Source organism: Arenimonas metalli CF5-1 (assembly GCF_000747155.1).
GTDB classification, from domain to species: Bacteria; Pseudomonadota; Gammaproteobacteria; order Xanthomonadales; family Xanthomonadaceae; genus Arenimonas; species Arenimonas metalli.
Window position 1 is genome coordinate 18,006 of the sequence record NZ_AVCK01000022.1, and the last position, 26,655, is coordinate 44,660.

The 26,655-nt window shown below is 70.7% G+C and carries 28 protein-coding genes and 1 pseudogene; 13 read left to right on the plus strand and 16 right to left on the minus strand.

Going from position 1 to position 26,655, the window contains the following annotated elements:
- The first annotated feature begins 24 nt into the window (after positions 1-24).
- Genes N787_RS08365 through N787_RS08375 form a run of 3 tightly spaced genes read left to right on the plus strand, consistent with a single transcriptional unit; the run spans position 25 to position 2,287 of the window.
- The gene (locus N787_RS08365) at positions 25-396 is read left to right on the plus strand and encodes a DUF2782 domain-containing protein (protein ID WP_052575299.1); all 372 of its coding nucleotides are present in this window, start codon (positions 25-27) and stop codon (positions 394-396) included.
- Positions 387-908: a TRAP transporter small permease subunit gene (locus tag N787_RS08370; protein ID WP_034212613.1), complete on the plus strand. Its 522-nt coding sequence runs from the start codon at positions 387-389 to the stop codon at positions 906-908. Before N787_RS08365 ends, N787_RS08370 begins: the two co-directional genes overlap by 10 nt.
- A complete protein-coding gene (locus N787_RS08375; RefSeq protein ID WP_034212615.1) occupies positions 905-2,287 on the plus strand; it encodes a TRAP transporter large permease in 1,383 nt (460 codons plus the stop codon). The genes N787_RS08370 and N787_RS08375 overlap by 4 nt, the downstream gene beginning before the upstream one ends.
- A gap of 17 nt (positions 2,288-2,304) precedes the next feature.
- Here N787_RS08375 and N787_RS08380 read toward each other — a convergent pair whose 3' ends face one another.
- The 8 genes from N787_RS08380 to N787_RS08415 all read right to left on the minus strand — a co-directional run bounded on the left by N787_RS08380 (position 2,305) and on the right by N787_RS08415 (position 9,828).
- Entirely contained in the window at positions 2,305-2,577 is a 273-nt protein-coding gene (locus N787_RS08380) for a DUF4242 domain-containing protein (RefSeq protein WP_034212617.1), read from the minus strand.
- Between the two features lie 70 nt (positions 2,578-2,647).
- Positions 2,648-3,541: a c-type cytochrome gene (locus N787_RS08385; RefSeq protein WP_034212619.1), complete on the minus strand. Its 894-nt coding sequence runs from the start codon at positions 3,539-3,541 to the stop codon at positions 2,648-2,650.
- Positions 3,542-3,657: 116 nt separating this feature from the next.
- A complete protein-coding gene (locus N787_RS08390) occupies positions 3,658-4,752 on the minus strand; it encodes a TRAP transporter substrate-binding protein (protein ID WP_034212621.1) in 1,095 nt (364 codons plus the stop codon).
- A 58-nt stretch (positions 4,753-4,810) separates the two neighbouring features.
- Positions 4,811-6,985 carry a DNA helicase II gene (uvrD, locus tag N787_RS08395; RefSeq protein WP_034212623.1) on the minus strand — a complete coding sequence of 725 codons (2,175 nt, stop codon included), beginning with the start codon at positions 6,983-6,985 and terminating at the stop codon, positions 4,811-4,813.
- Between the two features lie 119 nt (positions 6,986-7,104).
- Positions 7,105-7,668, minus strand: a complete 564-nt coding sequence (locus N787_RS08400) for a TIGR00645 family protein (protein ID WP_034212625.1) — start codon at positions 7,666-7,668, stop codon at positions 7,105-7,107.
- Positions 7,669-7,679: 11 nt separating this feature from the next.
- The gene (locus N787_RS08405; RefSeq protein ID WP_034212627.1) at positions 7,680-7,898 is read right to left on the minus strand and encodes a hypothetical protein; all 219 of its coding nucleotides are present in this window, start codon (positions 7,896-7,898) and stop codon (positions 7,680-7,682) included.
- 87 nt (positions 7,899-7,985) lie between these two features.
- A complete protein-coding gene (locus tag N787_RS08410; RefSeq protein ID WP_034212629.1) occupies positions 7,986-9,029 on the minus strand; it encodes a saccharopine dehydrogenase family protein in 1,044 nt (347 codons plus the stop codon).
- A gap of 1 nt (position 9,030) precedes the next feature.
- Positions 9,031-9,828 (minus strand): SDR family NAD(P)-dependent oxidoreductase, encoded by a 798-nt coding sequence (locus N787_RS08415; protein ID WP_034212631.1) that lies wholly within the window; start codon positions 9,826-9,828, stop codon positions 9,031-9,033.
- Between the two features lie 100 nt (positions 9,829-9,928).
- On the opposite strand from N787_RS08415, the gene N787_RS08420 reads away from it, so the two are divergent.
- From N787_RS08420 to N787_RS08435, 4 genes are read left to right on the plus strand one after another with little or no spacing between them, the layout of a single operon-like run.
- Entirely contained in the window at positions 9,929-10,690 is a 762-nt protein-coding gene (locus N787_RS08420; protein WP_034212800.1) for a glucose 1-dehydrogenase, read from the plus strand.
- Between the two features lie 15 nt (positions 10,691-10,705).
- Positions 10,706-11,392, plus strand: coding sequence for a glutathione S-transferase N-terminal domain-containing protein (locus tag N787_RS08425; RefSeq protein ID WP_034212633.1), 687 nt, complete (start codon positions 10,706-10,708; stop codon positions 11,390-11,392).
- Between the two features lie 25 nt (positions 11,393-11,417).
- Positions 11,418-12,332, plus strand: a complete 915-nt coding sequence (locus tag N787_RS08430) for an MBL fold metallo-hydrolase (protein WP_034212635.1) — start codon at positions 11,418-11,420, stop codon at positions 12,330-12,332.
- Positions 12,332-14,548 (plus strand): S9 family peptidase, encoded by a 2,217-nt coding sequence (locus N787_RS08435; RefSeq protein ID WP_034212637.1) that lies wholly within the window; start codon positions 12,332-12,334, stop codon positions 14,546-14,548. The genes N787_RS08430 and N787_RS08435 overlap by 1 nt, the downstream gene beginning before the upstream one ends.
- 81 nt (positions 14,549-14,629) lie before the next feature.
- Here the strand turns inward: N787_RS08435 and xth are convergent, their stop codons facing one another.
- Positions 14,630-15,409, minus strand: coding sequence for an exodeoxyribonuclease III (xth, locus tag N787_RS08440; RefSeq protein WP_034212639.1), 780 nt, complete (start codon positions 15,407-15,409; stop codon positions 14,630-14,632).
- A 110-nt stretch (positions 15,410-15,519) separates the two neighbouring features.
- Here xth and N787_RS15525 point away from each other — a divergent pair.
- The 4 genes and pseudogenes from N787_RS15525 to N787_RS14345 all read left to right on the plus strand — a co-directional run.
- Positions 15,520-15,726 (plus strand): annotated as a pseudogene (locus N787_RS15525) (cytochrome b/b6 domain-containing protein); the annotation flags it as partial.
- A 104-nt stretch (positions 15,727-15,830) separates the two neighbouring features.
- The gene (locus N787_RS15430; RefSeq protein ID WP_483756943.1) at positions 15,831-16,130 is read left to right on the plus strand and encodes a cytochrome b; all 300 of its coding nucleotides are present in this window, start codon (positions 15,831-15,833) and stop codon (positions 16,128-16,130) included.
- Positions 16,131-16,193: 63 nt separating this feature from the next.
- A complete protein-coding gene (gene ltaE / locus N787_RS08450) occupies positions 16,194-17,210 on the plus strand; it encodes a low-specificity L-threonine aldolase (RefSeq protein WP_034212641.1) in 1,017 nt (338 codons plus the stop codon).
- Positions 17,211-17,241: 31 nt separating this feature from the next.
- Positions 17,242-17,871, plus strand: coding sequence for a class I SAM-dependent methyltransferase (locus tag N787_RS14345; RefSeq protein WP_052575300.1), 630 nt, complete (start codon positions 17,242-17,244; stop codon positions 17,869-17,871).
- Positions 17,872-18,065: 194 nt separating this feature from the next.
- On the opposite strand, the gene N787_RS08460 is transcribed toward N787_RS14345, so the two are convergent.
- The 4 genes from N787_RS08460 to N787_RS08475 all read right to left on the minus strand — a co-directional run bounded on the left by N787_RS08460 (position 18,066) and on the right by N787_RS08475 (position 23,683).
- Entirely contained in the window at positions 18,066-19,496 is a 1,431-nt protein-coding gene (locus N787_RS08460) for an MFS transporter (RefSeq protein WP_034212643.1), read from the minus strand.
- Between the two features lie 156 nt (positions 19,497-19,652).
- A complete protein-coding gene (locus N787_RS08465) occupies positions 19,653-21,698 on the minus strand; it encodes a M3 family metallopeptidase (protein WP_034212645.1) in 2,046 nt (681 codons plus the stop codon).
- Positions 21,699-21,737: 39 nt separating this feature from the next.
- The gene (locus tag N787_RS08470; protein WP_034212647.1) at positions 21,738-22,268 is read right to left on the minus strand and encodes a protease inhibitor I42 family protein; all 531 of its coding nucleotides are present in this window, start codon (positions 22,266-22,268) and stop codon (positions 21,738-21,740) included.
- Entirely contained in the window at positions 22,265-23,683 is a 1,419-nt protein-coding gene (locus tag N787_RS08475; RefSeq protein WP_034212650.1) for a coniferyl aldehyde dehydrogenase, read from the minus strand. Before N787_RS08475 ends, N787_RS08470 begins: the two co-directional genes overlap by 4 nt.
- 58 nt (positions 23,684-23,741) lie before the next feature.
- Here N787_RS08475 and N787_RS08480 point away from each other — a divergent pair, with 58 nt between their 5' ends.
- Together N787_RS08480 and N787_RS08485 are read left to right on the plus strand one after the other, a co-directional pair.
- Positions 23,742-24,269, plus strand: coding sequence for a gamma carbonic anhydrase family protein (locus tag N787_RS08480; RefSeq protein ID WP_034212652.1), 528 nt, complete (start codon positions 23,742-23,744; stop codon positions 24,267-24,269).
- Positions 24,270-24,297: 28 nt separating this feature from the next.
- On the plus strand, positions 24,298-24,747 hold the full coding sequence (locus tag N787_RS08485; RefSeq protein WP_034212654.1) for a hypothetical protein: 450 nt from the start codon (positions 24,298-24,300) through the stop codon (positions 24,745-24,747).
- A 9-nt stretch (positions 24,748-24,756) separates the two neighbouring features.
- Here N787_RS08485 and N787_RS14350 read toward each other — a convergent pair whose 3' ends face one another.
- The 3 genes from N787_RS14350 to aroE are packed head-to-tail and all read right to left on the minus strand — an operon-like array spanning position 24,757 to position 26,655.
- Positions 24,757-25,581, minus strand: coding sequence for a transglutaminase domain-containing protein (locus N787_RS14350; RefSeq protein ID WP_052575301.1), 825 nt, complete (start codon positions 25,579-25,581; stop codon positions 24,757-24,759).
- Positions 25,578-25,808: a DUF350 domain-containing protein gene (locus tag N787_RS08495; protein ID WP_034212656.1), complete on the minus strand. Its 231-nt coding sequence runs from the start codon at positions 25,806-25,808 to the stop codon at positions 25,578-25,580. The genes N787_RS14350 and N787_RS08495 overlap by 4 nt, the downstream gene beginning before the upstream one ends.
- Before the next feature lie 4 nt (positions 25,809-25,812).
- Positions 25,813-26,655 (minus strand): shikimate dehydrogenase, encoded by an 843-nt coding sequence (gene aroE, locus N787_RS08500; protein ID WP_034212658.1) that lies wholly within the window; start codon positions 26,653-26,655, stop codon positions 25,813-25,815.

Consider the following 26,655-nt stretch of genomic DNA (forward strand, 5'->3'; position numbering starts at 1 on the left):
ACCCGATTTTAAGCCCCGCGGGCCTTGAGCGCCCGCGCCGCATTTGCCATCCTCGAAGGCCCGCGCGAGGACCTGACCATGGCCATCCTGCTTCCCCTGCTGCTGGCCCTCTCGGCCCAGGCCGAACCCGCCCGCGACGAGGCCCCGATCCCGGAAAAGGTGCAGGCCGCCGCGCCGGCGGACGACGAGGTGCCCGAGGTCGCGATCCGGGTCGAGCCCAACGGCGACCGGGTCGAGGAGTACCGCCAGAACGGCGTGCTGTACATGGTCAAGGTCACGCCCGAGCGCGGTCCGCCTTATTACCTGATGGACACCGACGGCAACGGCCGCTTCAACCGCGACGAGCGCGATCCGCGCATCCAGCCGGTGCACTGGGTCATCTACGAATGGGATTGAGCCGGCTGGCGCCGCTGCTGCGCGCCGTGGATGCCGTGAACGAAGCCGCCGGCCGCCTGGCCGGCGTGCTGGCGGCCGTGCTGGTGGCGCTGGTGTTCGGGCTGGTGCTGGCGCGCTACGCCTTCAACGCCGGCTCGGTGGCGGCGCAGGAAGCGGTGCTGTGGCTGCACGCGTCGCTGTTCCTGTTGGGCCTCGGCTACACGTTGCGGCACGACGGCCACGTGCGGGTGGATGTCTTCTCCCAGCGCTGGTCGGCGCGCACGCGGGCGCGCGTCACGTTCGCGGCGACGCTGGCGCTGCTGCTGCCCTTCTGCGTGTTCATGCTGGCGATGAGCTGGGACTACGTGGCGGCCAGCTGGTCGGCGCGCGAAGGCTCGCGTGACCCGGGCGGCCTGCCCGGCTGGTACCTGCTCAAGGCGCTGCTGCCGGTGTCGGCCGCGCTGCTGTTCCTGCAGGGCGTGGCGCTGGCGCTGCGTTCGCTGTCCGTGGCCTTCGCGCGCGAGGCCGGATGAGCCTGCACGACCAGCAGATCCTGATGCTCGTGTTGCTGCTGCTGGGCCTGTTCGCGGGCCTGGCCAGCGGCTTCCCGGTGGCCTTCGTGCTCGGCGGCGTGGCGCTGCTGGCGGCGGGCGCGGGCATGCTCACCGGCAGCTTCGACCCGAGCTTCCTCGAGGCCTTTCCGAACCGCGTGTTCGGCGTGATGACCAACGAGACGCTGGTGGCGGTGCCGCTGTTCGTGTTCATGGGCGTGATGCTGGAGAAGTCGCGCATCGCCGAGTCGCTGCTGGAGGCCGTGGCCTCGCTGTTCGGCCAGGTGCGCGGCGGGCTGGTGGTGGCGGTGCTGCTGGTCGGCGCACTGCTGGCCGCGTCCACCGGCATCGTCGGCGCCACGGTGGTGGCGATGGGCCTGATCTCGCTGCCCACCATGCTGCGCAACGGCTACTGCCCGCGGCTGGCCAGTGGCGCGATCTGCGCCTCGGGCACGCTGGGCCAGATCATCCCGCCCTCGATCGTGCTGGTGCTGCTGGGCGACCAGCTGGGCAACGCCTACCAGCAGGCGCAGCTCAAGCAGGGCATCTTCGCGCCCGAGACGATTTCGGTCGGCGACCTCTTCGCCGGGGCGCTGGTGCCCGGACTGGGCCTGGTCGGCCTGTACCTCGCTTACGCGCTGTGGGTGGCCTGGCGGCAGCCGGTGCGCGCGCCCGCGGTGGCGTCGCTGGCGCCGCGCGGCAAGCTGGCGCTCGCCAAGGCGATCGTGCCGGCGCTGTCGCTCATCCTGCTGGTGCTGGGCTCGATCCTGGGCGGCTTCGCCACGGCTACCGAAGCGGCCGCCGTCGGCGCCGTCGGCGCGACCGTGTTCGCGGCGATGCACGGGCAGCTCGGCTGGGCGCGCCTGCGCGAGGTGTCGGAGCAGACGGTGAGGGTCACCGCGATGGTGTTCGCGATCCTGCTCGGCGCGGCGCTGTTCTCGCTGGTGTTCCGCGGCTACGGCGGCGACGAGCTGGTGCACGAGGCGCTGACCGCGCTGCCCGGCGGCAAGTGGGGCGCGGTGGTGGCGGTGATGCTGCTGATGTTCCTGCTCGGCTTCGTGCTCGACTTCATCGAGATCGTGTTCGTGGTGGTGCCGATCGTCGGGCCGGTGCTGCTGGCACTGGGCGTCGACCCGGTGTGGCTGGGCGTGATGATGGCCATCAACCTGCAGACCTCGTTCCTGACGCCGCCGTTCGGCTTCGCGCTGTTCTACCTGCGCGGCGTGGCGCCGCCGGAGCTCGCCACCGGCGACATCTATCGCGGCGTGGTGCCCTTCATCGGGCTGCAGCTGCTGATGCTGGCGCTGGTGGCGCTGTTCCCGTCGCTGGCGACCGCGCTGCCGGACTGGCTGTACGGCTGATCCGACCGCGGCCGCCGCTACTCGGCGGTGGTGGGATCGATGATGGTCGCCACTTCGGACACGCGGTTGGCCGGGAAGCCACCGCGCGCCGCGTGCTCGCGCACCATCGCCTCGTCGGGCGCGATGTAGATGCAATAGACCTTGTCGCCGGTGACGTAGCTCTGCAGCCACTGGATGCGGGGCCCGAGCTCGCCCAGCACGGCGCAGGACGTCTGGGAGATTCCCTTGAGCTGCTCGGCGCTGAGCTGGCCCGCGCCGGGGATGTCGCGTTCGATCACGTACTTGGGCATGACGTTCTCCGGGTGGCTGGGTTCCAGTCAGGGAGAACGGCCTGGACGACGCCGGGCGGCCGCCGCCCGGTCAGCCGGCGCCCGGCCGCGGCGGCAAGCGCTCGAAGTGGCGCCACAGGGCCTGGAGCTCCTCGTCGGTCATGCCGCCGTAGATACGCCAGGGCATGAAGCCGTGCAGCTCGCGGCCGTCGGGACGCGTGCCCTCGCGGATCACGCGGATGAAGTCGGCCTCGGTCCAGCCCGCCAGCCCGTTGGCGTGCGGCGTGAGGTTGCTGGCGGCCGGCAGCTCGGGCGGCGTGCCCGGCACGCGCTGGCCGGCCCAGTCGGCGCCGTGGCAGCCGGTGCAGACCTGGGCCAGGTAGGCGCCGTATTCGGCGGTGGGGCCCGCCGTGGGTGCGCCGCGGGTGCGGGGGGCGTGGTCGATGTGCTCGGCGGGCGCGAGGTCGAACTGGCCGAACAGGTGCAGCACGCGGCCCATCGGCCCGATCACGGTTTCGCCGGGGGCTTGGTCCGAGGGCGGCAGCGACTGCAGGTGGCGCACCAGCGCCGCGGTATCGGCGTCGGAGAGATCCTTGAAGTCGCCCGACGGCATGAAGCGAAGCGGCCGCCCGTCCGGGCCGACGCCATGCCGGATCGCCGCCGCCAGCTGGTTGGCGTCGTAGCGCCCGGCGATCGCCGCCGGCGTCAGGTTGGAGCCGACGATGCGCGCCACCGGCATCGCATCGAACACGAACTTGCCGCGGGCGTCGGCGCCGTGGCAATCGACGCAACCCAATACCGCGTAGAGATGTGCACCGCGCGCAGCTTCGGCTTCATCGCCGGCGAACACCAGAGAGGGATCCTTCACGGCGTACACCGTCGCCAGCGCCCGCTCCGAATGCCACCAGGCCACGGCGCCGAGCGCGCCGATCGCCACCACGACAACACCGGCCAGCCAGGCCAACCGCTTCAACCACTTGCCCATGACGCCATCATCCAATTCCGGGGATGGCCATCAACACGAGGTTTCCGCGACGAAGCGGCCCCACGGCGTTCAGCCGCGATTTCGCCTGGGCGCGCGATCCGTGACCTTCGGCAGGGTCAGCCGCGGGTGGCGAAGTAGGCTTCTTCCGACACCGCGTGCCAAGCCTTGGCCTGCGCGCGGAACGCCTGCATCGAGTCGAGCGCGCGGCGCGCCATCGGGTCGGCCGCGGCGGCTTCCTCCAGCACCTTGTCGGAGGTGCGGCGCAGCGCCAGCAGCACGTCGTCGGGGAGCTGGCGCAGTTCGACGCCGTGTTCGCGCACCAGCACGTCCAGCGCTTGCTGGTTGCGCGCGGTGTACTCGGCCAGCATCGCGTCGTTCACCGCGCGGCAGCACAGCGCGACGATCTCCTTCAGGTCCGCCGGCAGCGTGTCGTAGGCGGCCTGGTTGACCATGCATTCCAGCGTGGGGCCCGGCTCCTGCCAGCCCGGGTAGTAGCAGTACTTCGCGGCGCGGTGCAGGCCGAAGGCGAGGTCGTTGTACGGACCCACCCACTCCGCCGCGTCGATCGCGCCCGACTGCAGCGAGCTGAAGATCTCGGCGCCCGGCAAATTCACCGGCGTCGCACCCGCGCGCGCCATCACTTCGCCGCCGAGGCCGGGAATGCGCATCTTCAGGCCCTGCAGGTCGGCCAGCGAAGCGATTGGCTTGCGGAACCAGCCGGCCATCTGCACGCCGGTATTGCCCGCCGGGAACGGCACCAGGCCGAAGGGCGCGTACAGCTCGCGCCACAGCTCCAGGCCGCCGCCTTCGTACAGCCAGCCGTTCATCTCCTGCGCGTTGAGGCCGAAGGGCACGGCGCAGAAGAACGGCGCCGCCGCGGCCTTGCCCTTCCAGTAGTAGCTGGCGGAATGCCCCATCTCGGCGGTGCCGCGGCTGACGGCGTCGAAGACTTCGAAGGCCGGGACCAGCTCGCCGGCGCCATAGACCTTCACCGTGAGGCGGCCGCCGCTGGCGGCGGTGATCATCTCGGCCAGGCGCGCGGCGCCGGTGCCGAGGCCCGGGAAATTCGTGGGCCACGACGTGACCATTTTCCAGACGAACTTCTCGGTGGACGCCGCGCCAGCCTCGCCCGGCGGCTTGGCACCGCAGGCCGCCAACCCGGTCGCCACCGCGGCCACGCCGGCACCGCGCAGGAGTTCACGTCGCTTCATGGATCCAGTCCTTTTCGACAAGGCATCAAGTATGCCCCAGCCCCCTGTGGGAGGGCCGTCAGGCGGGGGTGAGGTTGGCGTAGCCGAGGACGAGCCACTTGGCGCCGCCGCGTTCGAAGTTGACCTGCACGCGGGCGTGCGGGCCGCTGCCTTCGGCGTCCATCACCGTGCCCTCGCCGAAGCTGGGGTGGGTGACGCGCTGGCCCAGGCGCAGGCCGGGACCGGTGTTGGACTCCAGCGCCGCGCTGCGCGGCGGGCCGTAAGACGGGCGGCTGACGGTGACCTTGGGCCGGACTTCGGAGATGAGCGCCGGCGGAATCTCGCGCAGGAAACGCGAGGGCGTGCCGTACATCTCCATGCCGTGCAGGCGGCGCGACTCGGCGTAGGTGAGCACCAGCTTCTGGCGCGCGCGGGTGAGGCCGACGTAGGCCAGGCGGCGCTCTTCCTCCAGCCGCCCGCTTTCCTCGATGGACTTTCCGCTCGGGAACAAGCCCTCTTCCATGCCGACCAGGAACACCTGCGGGAATTCCAGGCCCTTCGCGCTGTGCAGGGTCATCAGCTGCACGCCGTCCTCGCCGGCCTCGGCCTGGCCTTCGCCGGCCTCCAGCGAGGCGTAGCTGAGGAAGGCCACCAGCTCGCTCATCTCGGCGCTGGCCTCGTCGTCGCGGCGTTCGAAGCGGCTGGCCACCGACACCAGCTCGTCCAGGTTCTCGGTGCGCGAGTCGAGCTGGCCCTTCGATTCCTGCGCGTAGTGCACGCGCAGGCCCGAGGTGGCGATGACGTGGTCGAAAACCTCGTGAAGCGGCTGGTCTTCGGTGTCGGCCTGCAGCGCGTCCACCAGGTCGGCGAAGGCGCGCAGCGCGTTGCGGGCGCGGCCCGGCAGCGCGCCGCCTTCCGACAGCGCCACGGCGGCCTGCCACAGCGGCACGGCCTGCTCGCGCGCGTGGCGGCGCACTTCGTCCAGCGTCTTGCCGCCAATGCCGCGCGGCGGCGTGTTCACCGCGCGCTCGAAGGCGGCGTCGTCGCTGCGGTTGGCCATCAGGCGCAGGTAGGCCAGCGCATCCTTGATTTCCATGCGCTCGAAGAAGCGCTGGCCGCCGTACACGCGGTACGGCAGGCCGGCCTGCACCAGCTGCTCTTCGATCGCGCGCGACTGCGCGTTGGAGCGGTACAGCACCGCGTTGTCGCCGGCGCTGCCGCCGTCGCGGATCCAGGCCTGGACGCGCTCGACCACGAAGCGCGCCTCGTCCACTTCGTTGTAGGCGGCGAACAGGTCGATCGGCTCGCCCTCGCCGTCAGCCGTCCACAGCTGCTTGCCGAGGCGGTCGGGGTTGTGGGTGATCACCGCGTTGGCGGCGGCCAGGATGTTGCCGGTGGATCGGTAGTTCTGCTCGAGCTTGAGCGTGCGCGCGCCCGGGTAGTCGCGCAGGAAGCGCTGCACGTTCTCGACCTTGGCGCCGCGCCAGCCGTAGATGGCCTGGTCGTCGTCGCCGACCACGAACACCTCGCCGGTGTCGCCGGCCAGCACGCGCACGAAGGCGTACTGGATCGCGTTGGTGTCCTGGAACTCGTCGACCAGCAGGTGGCGGAAGCGCTGCTGGTAGTGGTGCAGCAGCGCCGGATGCTCGAGCCAGAGCTCGTGCGCGCGCAGCAGCAGCTCGGCGAAATCGACCAGGCCCGCGCGCTGGCAGCGCGCCTCGTAGGCCTCGTAGACCTTGAGCATGGTCTGGCCGTAGAAATCGCCGCCGGCCGGCTGGATGTGCTTCGGGCGCCGGCCCTCGTCCTTCTGCGCGTTGATCCACCAGGCCATCTGGCGCGGCGGGAAGCGGCCCTCGTCGAGTTCGAGGTCGGCGCTGATGCGCTTGAGCAGGCGGACCTGGTCGTCCTGGTCGAGCACCTGGAAGGATTCGGGCAGTCCGGCCTCCTGCCAGTGCAGGCGCAACAGGCGGTGCGCCAGGCCGTGGAAGGTGCCGATCCACATGCCGCGGGCGCCGTTGCGCAGCAGCGCCTCGACGCGGCCTCGCATCTCGGCGGCGGCCTTGTTGGTGAAGGTGACGGCGAGGATGCCGTGCGCCGGCACGCCGACGACTTCGTTGAGCCAGCCGATGCGGTGCGTGAGCACGCGGGTCTTGCCCGAGCCGGCGCCGGCCAGCACCAGGGCATGGCCCGGCGGCGCGGAGACGACCTCGCGCTGGGCCGGGTTCAGTTCGTCAAGCAGGTGGGAGACATCCATGGCGCCATTCTACCGGCGCCGGGGCAGCCCCTGTGGGAGGGACTGTAGGAGGGCCTTCAGGCCCGAAGCTTTTCGGCAAAGTGCTTCGGGCCTGAAGGCCCTCCTACACAGAGCCGCGGTCAGTGCTTCTTGCTGGTCGCGACCGATTGCGCCATCAGCTTGTCGGTCCAGGCGATGCCGATGGCCGACAGGATGAAGATGGTGTGGATGATGGTCTGCCACATCACGCCGGCCTCGGTGAACCGGGAGCCCGGGGCCCCCAGGTCGCCGATGGCGATGAAGGTCTTGAGCAGATGGATCGAGGAGATGCCGATGATGGCCATCGCCAGCTTCACCTTCAGCACGGAGGCGTTCACGTGGCTCAGCCATTCCGGCTGGTCCGGGTGGCCCTGCAGGTTCAGGCGGGACACGAAGGTTTCGTAACCGCCGACGATCACCATCACCAGCAGGTTGGAGATCATCACCACGTCGATCAGGCCCAGCACCAGCAGCATGATCAGTTGCTCGGTGAGGCTGTTGGCACCCGCGATCAGGTGCCAAAGTTCCTTCATGAACAGGAATACATAGACGCACTGGGCGAGGATCAGGCCCAGGTACAGCGGCAGCTGAAGCCAGCGCGACGCGAAGATCAGGGTGGACAGCGGGCCGAGCTTCGGCGCCGCGCTGGAATCAGGCTTGTTCATGGGATGTCCGTTTACTTCTTGCTGGCCACGCCGACCACGACCGCGACGGCGCCCGCGCCGAGCAGGATCCAGCCGAGGTTGATGGGCGGGGTCTTGGTGTCGGTCTTGCTGATCTCGATCGGGCCGATGTCGGCGACCTTCTCGGTGCTCTGGAACTTGAACACGCCGCCGGCGATGAGGCCGCCGATGACGAGCAGGATGACGCCGATGACGATGGCGGGCATGCGCATGGTTCTACTCCAGGTTGGCCCGGGGACCGGGCAGGCGAAGGGTAGAGGCAACGCGGGGCGCTGCCAAGCGGCGGCCGCGGGCGTCGTTCAGTCCAGCGACACCCCGGGCAGGGACAGCACGTAATCGGCGCCCATCAGGGCCGAAGGCGTGTAGTAACCGCCCTTGGGCACGGGGCCGTCCAGCAGCCGGGCGACGATGCCCAGCGCTGCGGTGACGGTGATCTCGTAGCCGTTGGGCGTGCGCAGGCGGCGCTTGAGCTCGTGGCCGGCGGCGTCGCGCGCCTCGCCCCAGACCACGCAGCCGGTCTTGCCGCGGGTGGCGTCGGACGGGCCGCGCACGCGCTTCTCCACCTGCTTCTTGAGCATCGACTGCACCGGGCCCAGGCCCAGCAGCGGGCCCAGCAGGCGAAGCCGGCGCAGCTTCTTCGCCGTGCCCGGCGGCACGCCCATGTAGACCTCGACGTTGCCGATGCCAGTGGAGACGTAAGCGGTGTAGACGTCGCCCCAGGGAATGGTCATGGCGAAGCGCTGCTCGCCGTCGCGCTCGAAAGTCCGCGTCTTCCAGGCCAGGGGCACGCGCGTCATCCTGCCGTCGATGCGTGCGCGCCCGCCCTTGCCCAGGCCTTCGACGCTGGTCTTGGCGGTGCCGGGGCTGGGGCCGCCGCCGGCCTCGAAGGCCAGCACCAGCGACTCGGCGCCCGGCAGCTCGCGCTTGAGCTGGGCGGCCAGGCAATCAGTCGGCACCACGTCGAAGCCGGAGCCAGGCAGCACCACGATGCCCTTGTCGCGGGCGCGGGCGTCCTGCGCGTGGCAGTGCGCGAACACGTCGATCTCGCCGGTGATGTCGAGGTAATGCGCGCCGGAGTCCAGGCAGGCCTCGAGCATCGGCGCGCAGGTGGCCGAGAACGGGCCGGCGCAGTGCAGCACCAGGCCGATGCCGTTGAGCCCGCTGCGCAGCGCCTGCGGATCGTCGAGCGCGAAGGCGCGCACCGGCAAGCCGTGTTGCTTCGCCATCGGTTCCAGCGTGGCCGCGCTGCGTCCGGCGAGCACCGGGCGCAGGCCGCGCTTGACGGCCTCCTCCACCATCATGCGGCCGGTGTAGCCGTTGGCGCCGTAGATCATCCACTCCATGTCAGTGCCCCGCCGTGCGCGACTTCACCATCTTGAGCAGCTGGCGGAAGTAGGTTTCCGGCAGCCAGCGCTTCAGGCGCCAGCGCATCGGTTCGCGTTTCGTGGGCAACACCAGGAACTCGCCGCGCTCCAGCGCCGCGAACACGTAGTCGGCCACGGAGTCGAGCGTGTCGGGCGCGGTGTCCATCATCCGCGCCGCGAAGTCCTTGAGCTTGGGGTTGCCCTGCCAGCTCTCGAGCAGGTTGGTGCGGAAGAAGGCCGGGCACAGCACGCTGACCCGGACGCCCTTGTCGTGCACCTCGGCGCGCAGCTGCTCGGACAGGGCCACCACCGCGGCCTTGGACACGCCGTAGCTCATGATGCTGGGCGCGCCCGCGAGGCCGGCGAAGCTGGCGGTATTGACCACGTGGCCGCGGCCCGCGGCGATCATGCCGGGCAGGAACAGGCGGCAGCCGCGCACGACGCTGAGCACGTTGACGTCGAGCACGGTGCGCCACTCGGCCATCGTGGTGTCGACCATGGCGCCGCCGGTCGCCATGCCGGCGTTGTTCACCAGCACGTCCAGGCCGCCCCACTCGCGGGCGACGGTCTCGTGCACCTGCTCCATGGCCTCGTCGTTGGCGACGTTGGCGGCCATGGTGAGGTGGCCGCTGCCGGGCAGCGCGGCACGGGTGAGCTCGGCGCGCGCGGCGTCGATATCCACGCAGGCAACCCGGTCGCCGGCCTTGGCGTAACGCATGGCCAGCGCCTGCCCCAGCCCGCTGCCCGCCCCCGTGATCAGTACCCGCCGCTGCGCCATGGATCGTTCCCCCGGTGTGAGCCAGGCCTGGACGAGGCCTGTGCTAGATTCCCGAGCATACCAAGCCGTACGTCATTCACACGTTCCCGTGGAGCTTCCCGTGCCTGATTCCTTGTTCGACCTCTCCGGCAAGACCGCCCTCGTCAGCGGCGCGTCCCGCGGCATCGGCGAGGCCATTGCCCACCTGCTGGCGGCGCACGGCGCCCACGTGATCTGCACCAGCCGCAAGCTCGAGGGCTGCGAGGCGGTGGCCAGCCAGATCCGCGCCGCGGGCGGCTCGGCCGAGGCGCACGCGGTGCACGTCGGCGACCCGGCCGCGATCGAGGGCCTGTTCGACAAGCTCGACGCCGACGGCCGCGCCGTGGACGTACTGGTGAACAACGCCGCCGCCAATCCCTACTTCGGCCCGGCGATCGACATGACCCTGGACGCCTACGAGAAGACCGTCGAAGTGAACCTGCGCGGCTACTTCTGGACCACCGTGCAGGCCGCGCGCCGCATGAAGGGCCGCGGCGGCAGCATCATCAACATCGCTTCGGTGAACGCCGAGCGTGCGGCGCCCGGGCAGCTCGTCTACTCGATGACCAAGGCCGGCATCGTCAACATGACCGAAGGCTTCGCGAAGGAGCTGGCGCCGCTGGGCGTGCGCGTGAACGCGGTGCTGCCGGGCCTGACCGACACCAAGTTCGCCTCGGCGCTGACCGGCAACCCCAAGATCATGGCGATGATGCTGCAGCTGATCCCGCTGGGCCGGATGGCGCAGCCGGGCGAGATCGCGCCGGCGGTGCTGTTCCTTTCTTCACCGGCGTCCTCGTACCTTACCGGCGTGTCGCTGCCGGTGGACGGCGGCTACCTCGCCTGAGACGCACGCATCGATATGATCGACCTGTACTACTGGCCGACGCCGAACGGCCACAAGATCACCCTGTTCCTCGAAGAGACCGCGCTGCCCTACCGCATCGTGCCGGTGGACATCGGCGCGGGCGACCAGTTCAGGCCGGAGTTCCTGGCCATCTCGCCCAACAACCGCATGCCGGCGATCGTGGACCACGCGCCGGCGGACGACGGCGAGCCGATCAGCGTGTTCGAATCCGGCGCCATCCTGCAGTACCTCGCCGAGAAATCCGGCCGGCTGCTGCCCACCGCGGCGCGCGAGCGCAAGTCGGTGCTGGAGTGGCTGTCGTGGCAGCTGGGCGGCTTCGGGCCGATGCTGGGCCAGAACCATCATTTCACCCGCTACGCGCCGGAGAAGGTTCCCTACGCCATCGAGCGTTACCCGCGCGAAACCGCGCGCCTTTATGGCGTGCTGGACCGGCGCCTGGCCGGGCGCGAGTTCATCGCCGGCGACGCGCTGTCGATCGCCGACCTGGCCTGCCACCCGTGGGCGACGTCGCACGCCTGGCACCACGTCGACCTCGCGGACTACCCCGAGGTGCGGCGCTGGCATGCCGCGCTCGCGGCGCGGCCGGCCTTCGCACGCGCCTATGCCCTCGAGAAAACCTTCAAGCGTCCCGCCGAGATGACCGACGAGATGCGCCGCAACCTGTTCGGGCGCCCCGCCTGAATCCCTGACGACCCCGGAGCCACCCATGCATCGCACCGCCCTGATCCCCGCCGCGCTCGCGGCCCTGCTGCTGGCGACGCCGGCTACCGCGCAGGATTTCTCCAAGATCGAAGTGGAAAGCACGAAGGTGGCCGAGGGCGTGTACGCGCTCAAGGGCGCCGGCGGCAACCTCGGCCTGGTGGTGGGCGAAGACCGCGCCTTCCTGATCGATGACCAGTACGCGCCGATGGTGCCCAAGATCCGCGCGGCCGTGTCGGCGATCACCGACAAGCCGGTGAGCTTCGTCCTGAACACGCACTGGCACGGCGACCACACCGGCGGCAACGAGGCCTTCGCCGAAGCGGGCACGCTGGTGGTGGCGCACGACAACGTGCGCACGCGGCTGTCGTCGGACCAGGTGATGGCGGCCTTCGACCGCACCGTCCCGGCCGCGCCCAAGGGCGCGCTGCCGGTGATCACCTTCAACGACCAGGTCACCTTCCACGTCGGCGGCCACACCGTGCGCACCATCCACATCCCCAGCGCCCACACCGACGGCGACGCCATCGTGCACCTGCCGGAGACCAACGTGATCCACACCGGCGACCTGGTGTTCTACGGGCTGTACCCGGTGGTGGACTACAGCAACGGCGGCAGCCTCAAGGGCATGGCCGACGCCACCGCGAAGCTGATGGAGATGTCGAACGAGGACACGCGCTTCATCCCGGGCCACGGCCCGGTGGTGATCACGCGGCGGCAGCTGGCCGAGTACCTGCAGATGCTGCGCGTGGTGCATGCGCGGCTCGAGACGCTGATCGGCGAAGGCAAGACGCTTGAAGAGGTGATCGCCGCCAAGCCCACCGCCGAATTCGACGAACAGTGGGGCAAGGGCTTCCTGCCGCCCGACCGCTGGGTGCGCATCAACTACCAGGGCATGGCCCCGGCCGGGGACGCCAAGTGATGAAGAGCCTGCTGCTGGCCACGATGATGACCCTGACCGCCGCCGCCACCGCGCAAGACAAGCTGAGCCTCGAGGCCATCACCGGCGGCGCGCCGCTGTCGGGCCCCAGCCTGATGAAACCGGCGATTTCGCCGGACGGCTCGCGCGTGACCTTCCTGCAGGGCAAGGACACCGACCGCTTCCAGCTCGACCTGTGGGAGTACGCCATCGCCGACGGCGAGCGCCGCCTGCTGGTGGATTCCGCGGTGGTGCTGCCCGGCGACGAAGTGCTGTCGGACGAGGAGAAGGCGCGGCGCGAGCGCCAGCGCATCGCCGCCTTCCGCGGCATCGTCGAGTACCAGTGGGCGCCGGACGGGAAGTCGCTGCTGTTCCCGCTGGGCGGTGAGCTGTATCGGTACGACCTCGGCGAAGGCGTCGCCGACCCCGTGCGCAAGCTGACGTCCGGCACCGGCTTTGCCACCGACCCGAAGGTGTCGCCGCGCGGCGGCTTCGTCAGCTTCGTGCGCGACCGCAACCTGTGGGTGATCGACCTGGCCACCGGCCGCGAGCGCGCGCTGACCAACGACGGCAGCGAGGTGATTGGCAACGGCGTCGCCGAGTTCGTGGCCGACGAGGAGATGGGCCGGCACACCGGCTACTGGTGGGCGCCGGATGATTCCGCCATCGCCTTCGCGCGCATTGACGAATCGCCGGTGCCGATCCAGAAGCGCCCGGAGGTTTACGCCGACCGCACCGAGATCGTCGAGCAGCGCTACCCCGCCGCGGGTGATCCGAACGTGCGGATCAGCCTGCACGTGGCCTCGCTGCGCGACGGCCGGGTCACCGACGTCGACCTGGGCAAGGACGCCGACATCTACCTGGCGCGCGTGAACTGGCGCGGCGCCGACCGCCTCACCTTCCAGCGCCAGTCGCGCGACCAGCGCCGGCTGGAGCTGGTGGAGGCCACGCTGGCCTCGGGCCGCCAGCGCGTGCTGCTCACCGAAACCAGCAAGACCTGGGTGCCGCTGCACGACGGCCTGCGCTTCCTGGCCGACGGCCGCTTCCTGTGGCTGTCCGAGCGCAGCGGCTTCGAGCACCTGTACCTGCACGCTGCCGACGGCAAGCCGGTGCGCGCGCTGACCGCCGGCGAGTGGACGGTGGATGCGCTGCTGGGCCTGGACGAGGCCGCGGGCTTCGCCTACGTCTCCGGCACCCGCGATTCGCCGCTGGAGAACCACGTGTACGCCGTGCCGCTGGCCGGCGGCGAGCCGCGTCGACTGACGCGCGAGGCCGGCATGCACCAGGCCGTGTTCAGCGCGAACGCGGCCGTGTTCGTGGACCTGTGGTCCAACCCGGAAACCCCGCCGCAGACCGAGCTGCTGCGCGCCGACGGCACGAAGCTGGCGACGCTGGTGGCCAACGACCTCGCCGACCCGGCGCATCCCTACGCGCCCTACCGCGCCGCGCATCGCCCGGTCGAGTTCGGCGAACTCAAGGCCGCGAGCGGCGAGACCCTGCACTACAGCCTGATCAAGCCCGCGGGCTTCGACCCGGCGAAGAAGTATCCGGTGGTGGTGTTCGTCTACGGCGGCCCGGCCGCGCAGACGGTGACCCGCGCCTGGCCCGGCCGCGCCGATGCGCTGTTCAACCAGTACCTGGCGCAGAACGGCTACGTGGTGTTCTCGCTCGACAACCGCGGCACGCCGCGGCGCGGCGCGAAGTTCGGCGGCGCGCTGTACGGCAGGCAGGGCACGGTGGAGGTCGAGGACCAGAAGCTGGGCGTCGACTTCCTGCGCCGCCAGCCCTGGGTGGACGGCGCGCGCATCGGCGTGCACGGCTGGTCGAACGGCGGCTACATGACCCTGATGCTGCTGGCCCAGGCCAGCGACCACTACGCCTGCGGCGTGGCCGGCGCGCCGGTGACCGACTGGGCGCTGTACGACACCCACTACACCGAGCGCTACATGGACCACCCGGCGGCGAACCCCGAGGGCTACCGCGTCGCTTCGGTGTTCACCCACCTCGACGGCCTGCGCTCGAAGCTGCTGCTGGTGCACGGCATGGCCGACGACAACGTGCTGTTCACCAACTCGACCAAGCTGATGTCGGAGCTGCAGAAGCGCGGCACGCCCTTCGAGCTGATGACCTACCCCGGCGCCAAGCACGGCCTGCAGGGCGCCGACGCCCTGCACCGCTACCGCCTGTCCGAGGCCTTCTTCGCCCGCTGCCTCAAGTAGCCGGATACTGTAGGAGGGCCTTCAGGCCCGAAGCTCTTCACCAAAAAGCTTCGGGCCTGAAGGCCCTCCTACAGGAAGCGGTCAGCGCGAGAGATGGACGAGGGCCGGGGCGTGGTCGCTGGGGCGCTCCCAGCTGCGCGGCTCCTTGTCGATGCTGGCGCCGACGCAGCGCTCGCGCAGGGCGTCGCTGACGAGGCACAGGTCGATGCGCAGGCCCAGGTTGCGGCGGAAGCCGGCGGCGCGGTAATCCCACCAGCTGAACACGCCGCCCTCCTCGTGGTGCAGGCGGTAGCTGTCGTGCAGGCCGAGCCCGAGCAGGCGCCGGAGCGCGGCGCGCTCGGCGGTGGAGGTGAGGATGCTGGCGTCGTTCCAGACCGCCGGGTCGTGCACGTCGCGGTCGTCGGGGGCGATGTTGAAGTCGCCGAGCACCACCATCCGCGGATGCGCCTTCAGCTCTTCGGCCAGCCAGCCGTGCACCGCATCGAGCCAGCGCAGCTTGTAGTCGTACTTGTCGGTGCCCACGTCCTGGCCGTTCACCACATACAGGTTGACGATGCGCAGCCCGCCCACCGTGGCGGCGATGACGCGCTTCTGCTCGTCCTCGAAGCCCGGGATGCCGACCTGCACGTCCGTCGCCGGCTCGCGCGAGACGATGGCGACGCCGTTGTAGGTCTTCTGGCCCACGAACACGCTGCGGTAGCCCAGCGCCGCCAGCGCATCGTCGGGGAAGCGGGCGTCCTCGAGTTTGGTTTCCTGCAGCGCCACGATGTCGGGCGCGCGCAGCTTCAGCCATTCCTCCAGGTGCGGGAGGCGGACGTTGAGGGAATTGACGTTCCAGCTGGCGATCGTGGTCGTATCCATGCGCGAATGCTAACGGTTCGCGATGCCGGGGGCGACTACTTGACCGGCATCAAGGCGGCCGCGACCGGCCGGCGTAGTGTGATGCTCAGGAATCCAACCGGAGCTTTCCCATGGACCCCGCCCGCCGCTACGCCCCGTCCCGCCGCGCCCTGCACTGGCTGATGTTCCTCGGCATCGTGCTGGCCTTCGTCTTCATCGAGGGCCGCGGGTGGTTCGAGCGCGGTACGCCCGCCCGCCTGGCCATGGTGCAGGCCCATTTCTGGGTTGGCATTGCCCTGCTGGCGCTGATGCTGCCGCGCCTGCTGCTGGCGTTCTCGCGCCCCGCGCCCGCGGTGCGGCCGCCGCTGCCGGCCTGGCAGGCGCTGCCGGCCAAGGCGGTGCACCTGCTGCTTTACGCAATGCTGGTCGTGCAGCCCCTGCGCTGCCGGCCTGGCAGGCGCTGCCGGCCAAGGCGGTGCACCTGCTGCTTTACGCAATGCTGGTCGTGCAGCCCCTGCTCGGGCTGGGCACGGCCTGGACCGACGGCAAGGACATCCTGCTGCCCTTCACGCAGATCGCCCTGCCCGCGCTGCTGGCGCCCGATGCCGCGCTGGCGGGACAGCTGGAGGAGCTGCACGAGTGGGTCGGCACGGCGTTCTACTACGTCGTGGGCCTGCACGCGGCCGCCGCGCTGTACCACCACTTCGTCCGCCGCGACGACACCCTGCGCCGCATGGCCTGAGCGTTGCCTTCGCGGCGTGGCTCGGCCAGAGTGGCGGCTCGCTTCCCGCCACGCAGGCCGCGCATGCCCCCGGTAGATCTCCGCAGCGACACCGTCACCCGCCCGACCGACGCCATGCGCGAAGCGGGTCTTCGCGCCCCGGTCGGCGACGACGTGATGGGCGACGACCCCAGCGTGAACGCGCTGCAGGAGCGGCTGGCCGGCGAGCTCGGCTTCGCCGCCGGCCTGTTCGTGCCCAGCGGCACCCAGAGCAACCTGCTGGCGCTGATGGCGCACTGCGAACGCGGCGACGAATACCTGGTGGGCATGGACGCGCACACCTACAAGTACGAGGGCGGCGGCGCCGCGGTGCTGGGCTCGATCCAGCCGCAGCCGATCGTCAACGCGCCCGACGGCACGCTGCCGCTGGACGCCGTGGCCGCGGCGATCAAGCCCGCCGGCGACCCGCACTTCGCGCGCACGCGCCTGCTGGCGCTGGAGAACACCTGGCACGGCCGCGTGCTGCCCCTGCCCTACCTCGCCCAGGCGCGCGAACTGGCGAAGACGAACGGCCTGGCCTACCACCTCGACGGCGCGCGGCTGTTCAACGCGGCGGTGGCTGGCGGCACCACCGCGGCGCACATCGCCTCGCATTTCGACTCGGTGTCGGTGTGCCTGTCGAAGGGGCTGGGGGCGCCCGTGGGCTCGGTGCTGCTGGGCACGCACGAACTGATCGACAAGGCGCGCCGCTGGCGCAAGGTGCTGGGCGGCGGCTGGCGCCAGGCCGGGCAGCTGGCGGCGATGGCGTCGCATGCGCTCGACCACCACGTGGCGCGCCTGGCCGACGACCACCGCCGCGCGAAGCAGCTGGCCGACGCGCTGGCCGCGCTGCCCGACGTGCAGGTGGACGCGCCGCAGACCAACCTCGTCTTCATCACCGTGCCCGATGGCCGGCAGGCGGCGCTGGCCGCAAGGCTGCGCGAGGAAGGCGTGCTCATCTCGGCCGGACGCGGGCCGCGCATCCGACTGGTCACGCACCTGGACGTGGATGACGACGGGCTCGCGCGCGCCATCGCCGCGTTCCGCGGCTTCTTCGGGTGATGCCGCGCCGGGGCTTGGGCATAATCCGGGCATGAGCCTTCCCGACTGCCACCTCGACCTCGGCTGCGGCACGCACCCGCGCAATCCCTACGGCCGCGGCACGCTGTACGGCGTGGACATCCGCGCGCCCGACGGCCCGGTGGATTACGAGCACCGCGTCGCCAACCTGGTGCTGCAGCCGATCCCGTTCGCCGACAGCAGCCTGGGGTCGGTGTCGGCCTTCGACTACCTCGAACACGTGCCGCGGCTGTTTCCCGACGGCAACGGCGGCACCTGCTTCCCCTTCGTGCGGCTGATGGACGAGATCTGGCGCGTGCTGGCGCCGGGCGGGCGGCTGTATGCGCTCACGCCGGCGTACCCGCATCCCGAGGCCTTCGTCGACCCGACCCACGTCAACTTCATCACCGACGAGAGCCACGCCTATTTCTGCGGTGAGTCCCCGCTGGGCGCGATGTACGGCTTCACCGGCCGCTTCCGCGCGATCCGCGTGCTGCGCACCGAACGCGCCAGCGCCTACAGCGCCCTGGCCAACTCGCCGCAGAACCACGGCCCCGCGAAGCGCCTCGCGCGCGCGGTGCGCCGCTGGATCCGCTTCCTCCGCGGCAAGCGCGCCCAGCTTTCGCCGGCCTGGCTCCTCTGGGAACTCGAAGCCATCAAGTAATCGTCGCGGCGATGGGCTGCGGGGGCTTGAAGGGCATTTTCGACGCGGATTGACGCGGATAAACGCGGATGGAGCAAAGACAGGTTTGGGTCCCTGCCCGCGGCAGAATCCCGCGAAGATCCACTATCGATTTGCTTTTGCCCTATCCGCGTTTATCCGCGTTAATCCGCGTCAAAACCGCTCCCAACACCCCCTCACGTATTCGGCCGCTGCGCCGGTTTCGGGTCGGTGATCTCGTGGCCCGGCTCCGCGCGGCCGGCCATTTCGGCGCCGGCGTCGGGCGGCAGACGGAACATGACCCAGGCCGAGAGCGCCGAGATCGTGCCCACGGTCAGGAAGGCCCAGCCGAAGTTGCTCGCGTCGGCGTAGTCGTGGCCAGTGAACGCGCCGGCGATCTGCAGCGCGTAGCCGCCGATGGCCACGCCCAACGCCAGCGAGAGCTGCTGCATCATGCCCGACAGGCTGCTGGCCTGGCCCATGCGCGCCGGGTCCACCTCGGCGTAACTGATGGCGTTGAGGCTGGTGAACTGCAGCGAGCGGAAGCAGCCCGACACCAGCAGCACCGCCATGATCACCCCGTGCGCGGTGTCGGCGCGGAACAGGCCGAAGCCCGCCAGCATCGCCGAGGCCAGCAGCGCGTTCACCCACAGCACGCGCCGGAAACCGAAGCGCTTGAGCACGCTGGCCGCGATCGTCTTCATGAACATCGCGCCCACCGCCGACACGAAGGTGAGCAGGCCCGAGGCCAGCGGCGTCAGGCCGAAGCCGAGCTGCAGCATCAGCGGCAGCAGGAAGGGCGTGGCGCCGATGCCGATGCGGAACAGCATGCCGCCCATCACGCCGGCGCGGAAGGTGGGCAGCACCAGCAGCCGCAGGTCGATCAGCGGATGCGGATGTCGCAGTGCGTGCCACACGTAGCCCGCCATGCCGCCGAGGCCCAGCAGCAGGCAGCCCACCGCCACCGGCGTGGACACCATGTGCCGCCCGAGGCTGGAGAATCCGAACAGCGCCAGCGCGAGGCCGAGGCCGGACAGCGCGAAACCCGTCCAGTCCAGCGGCTTCACCGGCTCGCGCAGGTCCGGCACGAAGCGCCAGGCCAGGAATAGCCCCAGCAAGCCCATCGGGAGGTTGATCAGGAAGATCCAGCGCCAGTCGCTGTAGGTCGAAATGAGGCCACCGAGCGGCGGCCCGATGATCGGCGCCACCAGCGCGGGAATCGTCAGCCAGCTCAGCGCCTGCACCAGCTCGCTCTTGGGCACCGTGCGCAGCAGCACCAGCCGCCCCACCGGCACCATCAGCGCGCCGCCCATGCCCTGCAGGAAGCGCGCGGCGACCATCTGCTCGAGCGTGCCGCTGGCGGCGCAGGCCAGCGAGCCCAGCAGGAACACGGCGATCGCGGCCATGAAGGTGCTGCGCGCCCCGAACCGGTCCGCCACCCATCCGCTGACGGGAATGAACACCGCCAGCGCCAGCAGGTAGGCGGTGAGCGCGAGCTTGAGCGCAATCGGCTCGGTGCCAAGGTCGGCGGCGATCGCCGGCAACGAGGTCGCGATCGCCGTCGAGTCCATGTTCTCGATGAACAACGCACACGCCACGATCAGCGCCAGGCGACGACCGGGGTTCATGGGAGTGCCGTTGAAAGCGGTTTAGCCACTGATGAACACTGATGAACACAGATAGGAGCGGGGGTGCTCAAGGCCACACGCCCCCAGGAGCGAGCTACCTCCAGAACTTGTTGTGCTCTATCCGTGTTTATCTGTGTTCATCCGTGGCTAAAAGAATCAAGCCGCGAGGCCGTAGGAGCGGAGCAGGGCGTCGGGTTGGGGTTCGCGGCCGCGGAAGGCCACGAAGCTCTCCAGCGCCGGGCGCGAGCCGCCCACCGCGAGGATCTCGCGGCGGTAGCGGGCGCCGGTGTCGGCGTCGAAGACGCCGGCTTCCTCGAAGGCCGCGAACGCATCCGCGCTCAGCACCTCGGCCCACAGGTAGCTGTAGTAGCCGGCCGCGTAGCCTCCCGAGAAGATGTGGGTGAAGGCGTGCGGGCCGCGGTGCCAGGCCGGCGGCGGCAGCACGGCGACTTCGTCGCGCACCTCGTTGAGAACCTCGAGCGCGCGCGCGCCGCGGGCCGGGTCGAACTCCAGGTGCAGGCGGAAGTCGAACAGCGCGAACTCCAGCTGCCGCACCAGGAACAGGCCGGCGTGGAAGTGCCGCGCCTGCAGCATCTTCGCGTACAGGTCGTCGGGCAGGCGCTCGCCGGTTTGCCAGTGGCGCGCGAACATGTCCAGCGCCTCGCGCTGCCAGGCGAAGTTCTCCATGAACTGGCTCGGCAGCTCGACCGCGTCCCACTCGACGCCGCTGATGCCGCCGATGCTGGGCCAGTCCACCTCGGTGAGCAGGTGGTGGATGCCGTGGCCGAACTCGTGGAAAAGCGTGATCACGTCGTCGTGGGTCAGCAAGGCAGGCCTGCCATCCCCGGCCGGCGGCGCGAAATTGCAGGTCAGGTAGGCCACCGGTTTGAACAGGGATTCGCCGTCGTCCATGCGCGAGCGGCACACGTCCATCCAGGCGCCGCCGCGCTTGCCGGCGCGCGCGTAGTGGTCGAGGTAGACGCCGGCGCGCACGGTGCCGTCATGGTCCACCACGTCGAAGTAGTGCACGTCCGGGTGCCAGGCATCCACGCCGTGGCGCTCGACCAGCTTCACGCCGAACACGCGCTCGGCCACCGTGAACAGGCCCTGCATCACCGCCGGCAGCGGGAAGTAGGGCTTGAGGTCTTCCTCGCTGAAGGCGAAGCGGCGCTCGCGCAACTTCTCGGCGCAGTACGCGACGTCCCAGGGCTGGAGGTCGGCGATGCCGAGCTCGGCGGCGGCGAAGGCGCGCAGCTCTTCGAGCTCGCGCGCGGCCACGGGCTTGGCCTTGGCCGCCAGCTCGCGCAGGAAGCCGAGCACGCGCTCGGGCGTGCCGGCCATCTTGTCGGCCAGCGACAGGTGCGCGCTGGAGTCGAAGCCCAGCAGCGCCGCGGCCTCGTGGCGCAGCGCCATGATCTGCTCGATGCGCCCGCTGTTGTCGCGGGTTCCGGCCTGCGGGCCCTGGTCGGAAGCGCGCGTGTTGTAGGCGGTGTAGAGCTGTTCGCGCAGCGCGCGGTCGTCGGCGAAGGTGAGGATGGCCTGCACCACCGGACCCTTCAGCGTGGCCAGGTGACCCGCGACGCCCTTGTCCTTCGCCATCGTGCGCAGCATGTCGCGGGCGGATTCCGGCAGGCCCGCGAGCTCGGCCTCGGTGACGGGCCGCGTCCACGCATCGGTGGCGTCGAGCACCGCTTCCTCGAACTCGGTCTCGAGCTTGCTCAGCTGGGTCTGGATGTCCTTGAAGCGCGAGCGCGCCGGCTCTTCCAGCGCCACGCCCGAGAGCCGGAAGCCGCGCAGGCTGTCCTCGACCACCGTGCGGCGCGCGCGGTCCATGGCCTCGAAGCCCGGGGCTTCGCGCACGGCCTTCACCGCCTCGTAGAGATCGCGGTTCTGCCCGAGCTCGGTGCCGTGCTCGGTGAGCTTCTCCAGCGCGGCGGAATACGCGGCGCGCAGCTCCGGCGAATCCTTGACGCCGTGCAGGTGCGAGACCGGCGCGAAGCAGCGGCCGAGGCGCTCTTCCCAGCGCTCCAGCGGCGCCATCAGGCGGGCGAAGTCGCGCGCCTGCGGGTCGGCGACCAGGCGCGCCACTTCGGCGCGGAAGCCGGCGAGCACCTCGTCGATGGCCGGGTTCACCTGGTCCGGCGTGATGGCGGAGAAGGCGGGGAGTTCGCCGGCGGCGAGCAGGGGGTTTTCAGTATTCATGCGTTTCCAGATGGCGTTGCGGGCCGCGGATTCCAAGCCTCAGGCGGCGGGCGTGACGGTGACATCGAGGCTGAAGCTGCCCAGCGGCGAAGATTCGGGCTGCCAGGCGCGGCCGTAGAAAAGATAGAGGAACGCGCGGCCGGGCGCGGCAGCGCGGAAGCAGTAGCGTGCGGTGCTGCCGGTGCCGACCGGCGGGGCGGGCTCGCCGGCCTTCACCAGCGGCTCGCGCACCAGGCCCTCGCAGGGCACGGAATCGAGCACGGCGCCGAAGGCGTCGCGGCGCTGCCATTCGCTGCCGGTGCTGTAGTTGGCGTCGAGCTCCACGCGCAGCACGGTGCCGACCGGCAGCCTCATCGCGCGGCCGCTGTCGGCGGCCGAGAGGCGAAGCGGCGACGCGGCGGTCCCTTGGGCCGCAGGCTCGGCGGAGTGAGGGCGCACCGGGTTCGCGCCGATCGCCGCGACGGGCGCGGCCCAGGCTGCGCCGCCGGGTGCGGCCGGGATCCCCATCGGGATCGCGGCCGCCACGAGCGCCGCCAGCGACCCGCCAAGACCGGTGCGTCGCGCGTTCATCGCGTGAACAGCTTCACCACGAAGTCCGCGAGCTTACCGAACGGCGGGTCGAATACCGACATGCCGTTGAGGCGGGACTGGTACAGCACCGGCATGGATTTGCTGAAGGCCAGGAAGCCGGCGTGGCCGTGATACTCACCCATGCCGCTGGGGCCGACGCCGCCGACCGGCAGCGAGTGCTGGCCGAACTGGATCAGGCAGTCGTTCACGCAGACGCCGCCCGCGACCACGGCGTCCAGCGTGCGCTGCAGGCGCGCCCGGTCGCGGTCGAAGGGATAGAAGGCCAGCGGCCGGTCGCGGCCGTTGATGTAGGCGATGGCGGCGTCGTGGTCGTCGTAGGACTTCACCGGCAGCAGCGGGCCGAAGATTTCCTCCTGCATCACCTTGGCTTCGTCCGGCGGGTCGAGCAGCACGGTGGGCGGGATCACTTCGACGCCGGGCGGCGGCGCCTCGCTGTCGGGGCGGTACTGGATCACCGAGACGCCGCGGTCGCGGGCGTCGTCGAGCCAGTCGCGCAGGCGGTTGGCCTGGCGGTGGTTCACCACCGCGGTGTAGTCGGGGTTGGCGGCCAGCGTCGGGTAACGGCGGCGCACGCTGGCCAGGTAGGCGCGCACGAACTCGTCGCGCTGGGCGCGGGGCACCAGCACGTAGTCGGGCGCCACGCAGGTCTGGCCGGCGTTGAAGCACTTGCCCGCGGCGATGCGGTCGGCGGCCTGCTCGACCGGGTAGCCCGGCGCCACCAGCGCGGGCGACTTGCCGCCAAGCTCGAGCGTCAGCGGCGTCAGGTGGTCGGCGGCGGCGGCCATCACCGCGCGGCCCACGGCGGTGGAACCGGTGAACACCAGGTGGTCGAAGGGCAGCCGGGTGAACGCCGCGCCGACCGCGGCGTCGCCCTGCACCACCGTCACCCGCTCGGACGGGAAGGCTTCCGCCAGCAGCCGGGCCAGCAGGGCCGAGGTGCGCGGGGTGTGTTCGGACGGCTTCACCAGCACGTGGTTGCCCGCGGCGATGGCGTCGGCCAGCGGGATCAGGGCCAGCTGGATCGGGTAGTTCCAGGGCGCCACGATGCCGACCACGCCCAGCGGCATGCGGCGGATCTCGCCGCGGGCGGGCAGGAAGGCCAGGTTCAGGCCGCGGCGCTCGGGGCGCATCCAGCCGCGCAGCTTGCGCCGCAGGTATTTGATCTCGTCCAGCGTGACCATCACGTCCGCGGCCAGGGTCTCGTGCCGGGATCGGCGGCCGAAGTCGGCCGAGACCGCCTTCACCAGCTCATCCCGGTGCGAGCGGACCACCTCGCCCAGCCGGGCCAGGTCGTCCATGCGCTGCCGGTAGGACGGCGGCTGGCGGCGATGGGCGGCGCGGACCTGCTCGAGCAGGGGCCGCAGGTCGTGGTCGGGGTGGGCGGGGGTATCCATGGCCCCAGTTTATGCCCTTCACGGCGGGGCGGCGCGAAGGGATGGTTAGAATGCCGGCATGCACATCCGACCCTTCCGGGGCATCGTCCCCACCCTCGGCGCCCGCGCCTACGTCGATCCCGCCGCCTGCGTCATCGGCGACGTCCACCTGGGCGAGGACAGCTCGATCTGGCCAGGCTGCGTGGTGCGCGGCGACGTCAACCACATCCGCATCGGCGCCCGCACCAACATCCAGGACGGCACCATCGTCCACGTCACCCACGAAGGCCCCTACACGCGGCCGGGCGGCTGGCCCACGCTGATCGGCGACGACGTCACCATCGGCCACGGCGCCATCATCCATGCCTGCACCATCGGCAACGCGGTGCTGATCGGCATGGGCGCCACCGTGCTCGACGGCGCCGTGGTCGAACAGCACGGCTTCGTCGGCGCCGGCGCCGTGGTGCCGCCCGGCAAGACCGTGCGCAGCGGCGAACTCTGGCTCGGCAACCCCGCCAAGCCCGTGCGCCAGCTCAGCGACAAGGAAATCGAGCAGCTCTACTACAGCGCCAAGCACTACGTCCGCCTGAAGGACGAGTACCTCTGATTCCACTGGCCAGCCCCGGGAGACCCTCATGACCGAGACGCGCACGAAGACTTTCCCGTGGTTCCTGGCGATCGCGCTCGCCGCCGCGCCCGCGTTCGCCGCCACCGGCCCCGCCAGCATCGTCCCGCCGCCCGCCGCGGCGTCCGGCGAGCCCGCGGACGCGGGGCCCCGCTCGAACAAATGGCGGCTGGAGTTCAGCGGCGCCGCCGAATCCGCGGGCGAGATCGTGATCGCGGTGACGGACGAGCGCGGCGCGGACTACCAGATCAGCGTGGCGATCGAGCGCAATGACGGCGAGAACCGCGTGTCGTCCAAGGTGCAGCGTGCGCTCGACCGCGCCCTGCCCTGGGGCTGGCGCGTGGAGCGCGACGACGGCGAGGACCTGCTCGTGAAGCGGCGCCTGTACCACCCCCGATTCCGGATGGCGCTGGTCAGCAGCACCGTCAAGGACGTGCGCATCAATTTCGACCGCGAGTAAGGCGGCAGGCTAGTCGCGCAGGAACCCGGAGCGGCGCTGCCAGCGCGCCCCGGTGTAGTCGGTGGTGAGCGGCGATCCCGTGTTCACCCAATAGCTGTCGCGGTTGAACATCGCCTCGGGCCGGTAGTCCGGCAGCTGGCTGGCCAGCGGCAGCGCGCGGCCGGGGCGCTTGTGCGTGGCCTCGAGCAGGTAGGTGCGGGCGCCGTCGAGCACCACCACCCAGGCGTGGCCTTCCTCCTTCATCCGGCCCAGCACCACGCGCGCGTCCAGGCCCAGGCCGATCAGCCAGTCCGCCAGCGCGATGGCGTGGTCCTCGCAGTCGCCCTGCGGGTAGAAGAAGGCCTCGCGCGAGGTCTGCCACAGTTCGGGCACGCCCGGATACTGGTCGTGGTCGTAGGCGTACTGCTTGCGCTGCGCCAGCGACACGAGCGGCACCCACGCATCGACGCCTTCGAAGGGGACGTAGCCCACCAGGTAGGCGTTGGCGAAGTGATGGCGGCGGTCCAGGCCCGGCGCCACCGTAGTGACGGTTTCGTCGCCGAAGATCCAGCCGAAGGACATCCAGGTTTCCGCGTGCCCTGCCTCGCGCAGCGCCTCGGCCACCTGGCCTTCGTGCAAGCGATAGCCATTGGCCAGCTCGATCGCGCGGGTCTCCGGCGGCGCGGCGAAGTCCTCGCCGGGCGTGGCGGGCGCGGGGAGTTCCGGCAGCGCTTCGGCCGCAGACCGTGGGCCGTCGCCACCGCCCCCGACGCGCTCGAGGGCGCGCACGGACATCAGCACCATCCCGATCAGCAGCATCCACGCCAGCGGTGAGGTCTTGCCGCCGCGATTCATCCGCGCAGGCCGAACACCGTCACGATCGCCACAAACAGCAGGATGGTGGACGCGAAGATCGCCACCGCGAGGTTGCCCTTCTGCAGCTCCTGCTCGATGTCGATGTGCTTGAGCAGCTTGCGGTCGATGAACTGCAGGCCCAGCACCGCCACCACCAGCGCGATCAGCGTCTGGATGATGTTCAGGCCGAGGTTGAAGAAGGTGGCGATCAGGAAATCAGTGGTCATGTCGTCAGTCGGCGGTGTGGAGGGCGTCGGCGTGGGCGCGGAGCTCGGCGTAGACCTCGTCGGTCTCGGGGCGCTGGCCGTGCCAGATCGCGAAGCTTTCGGCGGCCTGTTCGACCAGCATGCCGAGGCCGTCGATGCGCGGCTCGCAGCCGGCGGCCTGGGCCCAGGCCAGGAAGGGGATGGCGGCTTCGCCGTAGCTCAGGTCCACCGCCAGCGCGCGCGCCTCGGCCAGGCGGAACGGCAGCTTGAAGTCGGCCTCGCCGCGGCCGGCCGAGGTGGCGTTGACGATCATGTCGTAGTTGCCGAGGTTCGGCAGGTCCGCGAGGTAGCGCGTGTGCACGCGGTCGGGCTGGCCCAGGGCATCGGCCAGCGCGTCGGCCTTCTCCGGCGTGCGGTTGACGATCCACAGCTCCTGGATGCCGGCATCTAGCAGGGCCGGTGCCACGCCGCGGGCGGCGCCGCCAGCGCCGAGCAGCAGCACGCGGCGCGCGCGCAGGTCGAGCCCGTGGCGGCCGGTGAGGTCGCGCACCAGGCCTTCGCCGTCGGTGTTGTCGCCGTGCCACTGCAGGCCCACGCGCTTGAGCGTGTTCACCGCGCCGGCGCGGCGGGCGCGCTCGCTGAGCTGGCTGCACAGGGCGGCGGCGCGCTCCTTGTGCGGCAGCGTGACGTTGGCGCCGCGCCCGCCCACGGTGGCGAAGGCGCTGACGGCGCTGGCGAAGTCGGCCGGGCTGGCGTCGATGGCGACGTACTCCATCGCGATGCCCATCTGCTTCGCGAAGGCGGCGTGGATGCGCGGCGACAGCGAGTGCGCCACGGGGTGTCCGAAGACGGCGTAATGCGCGGTCAT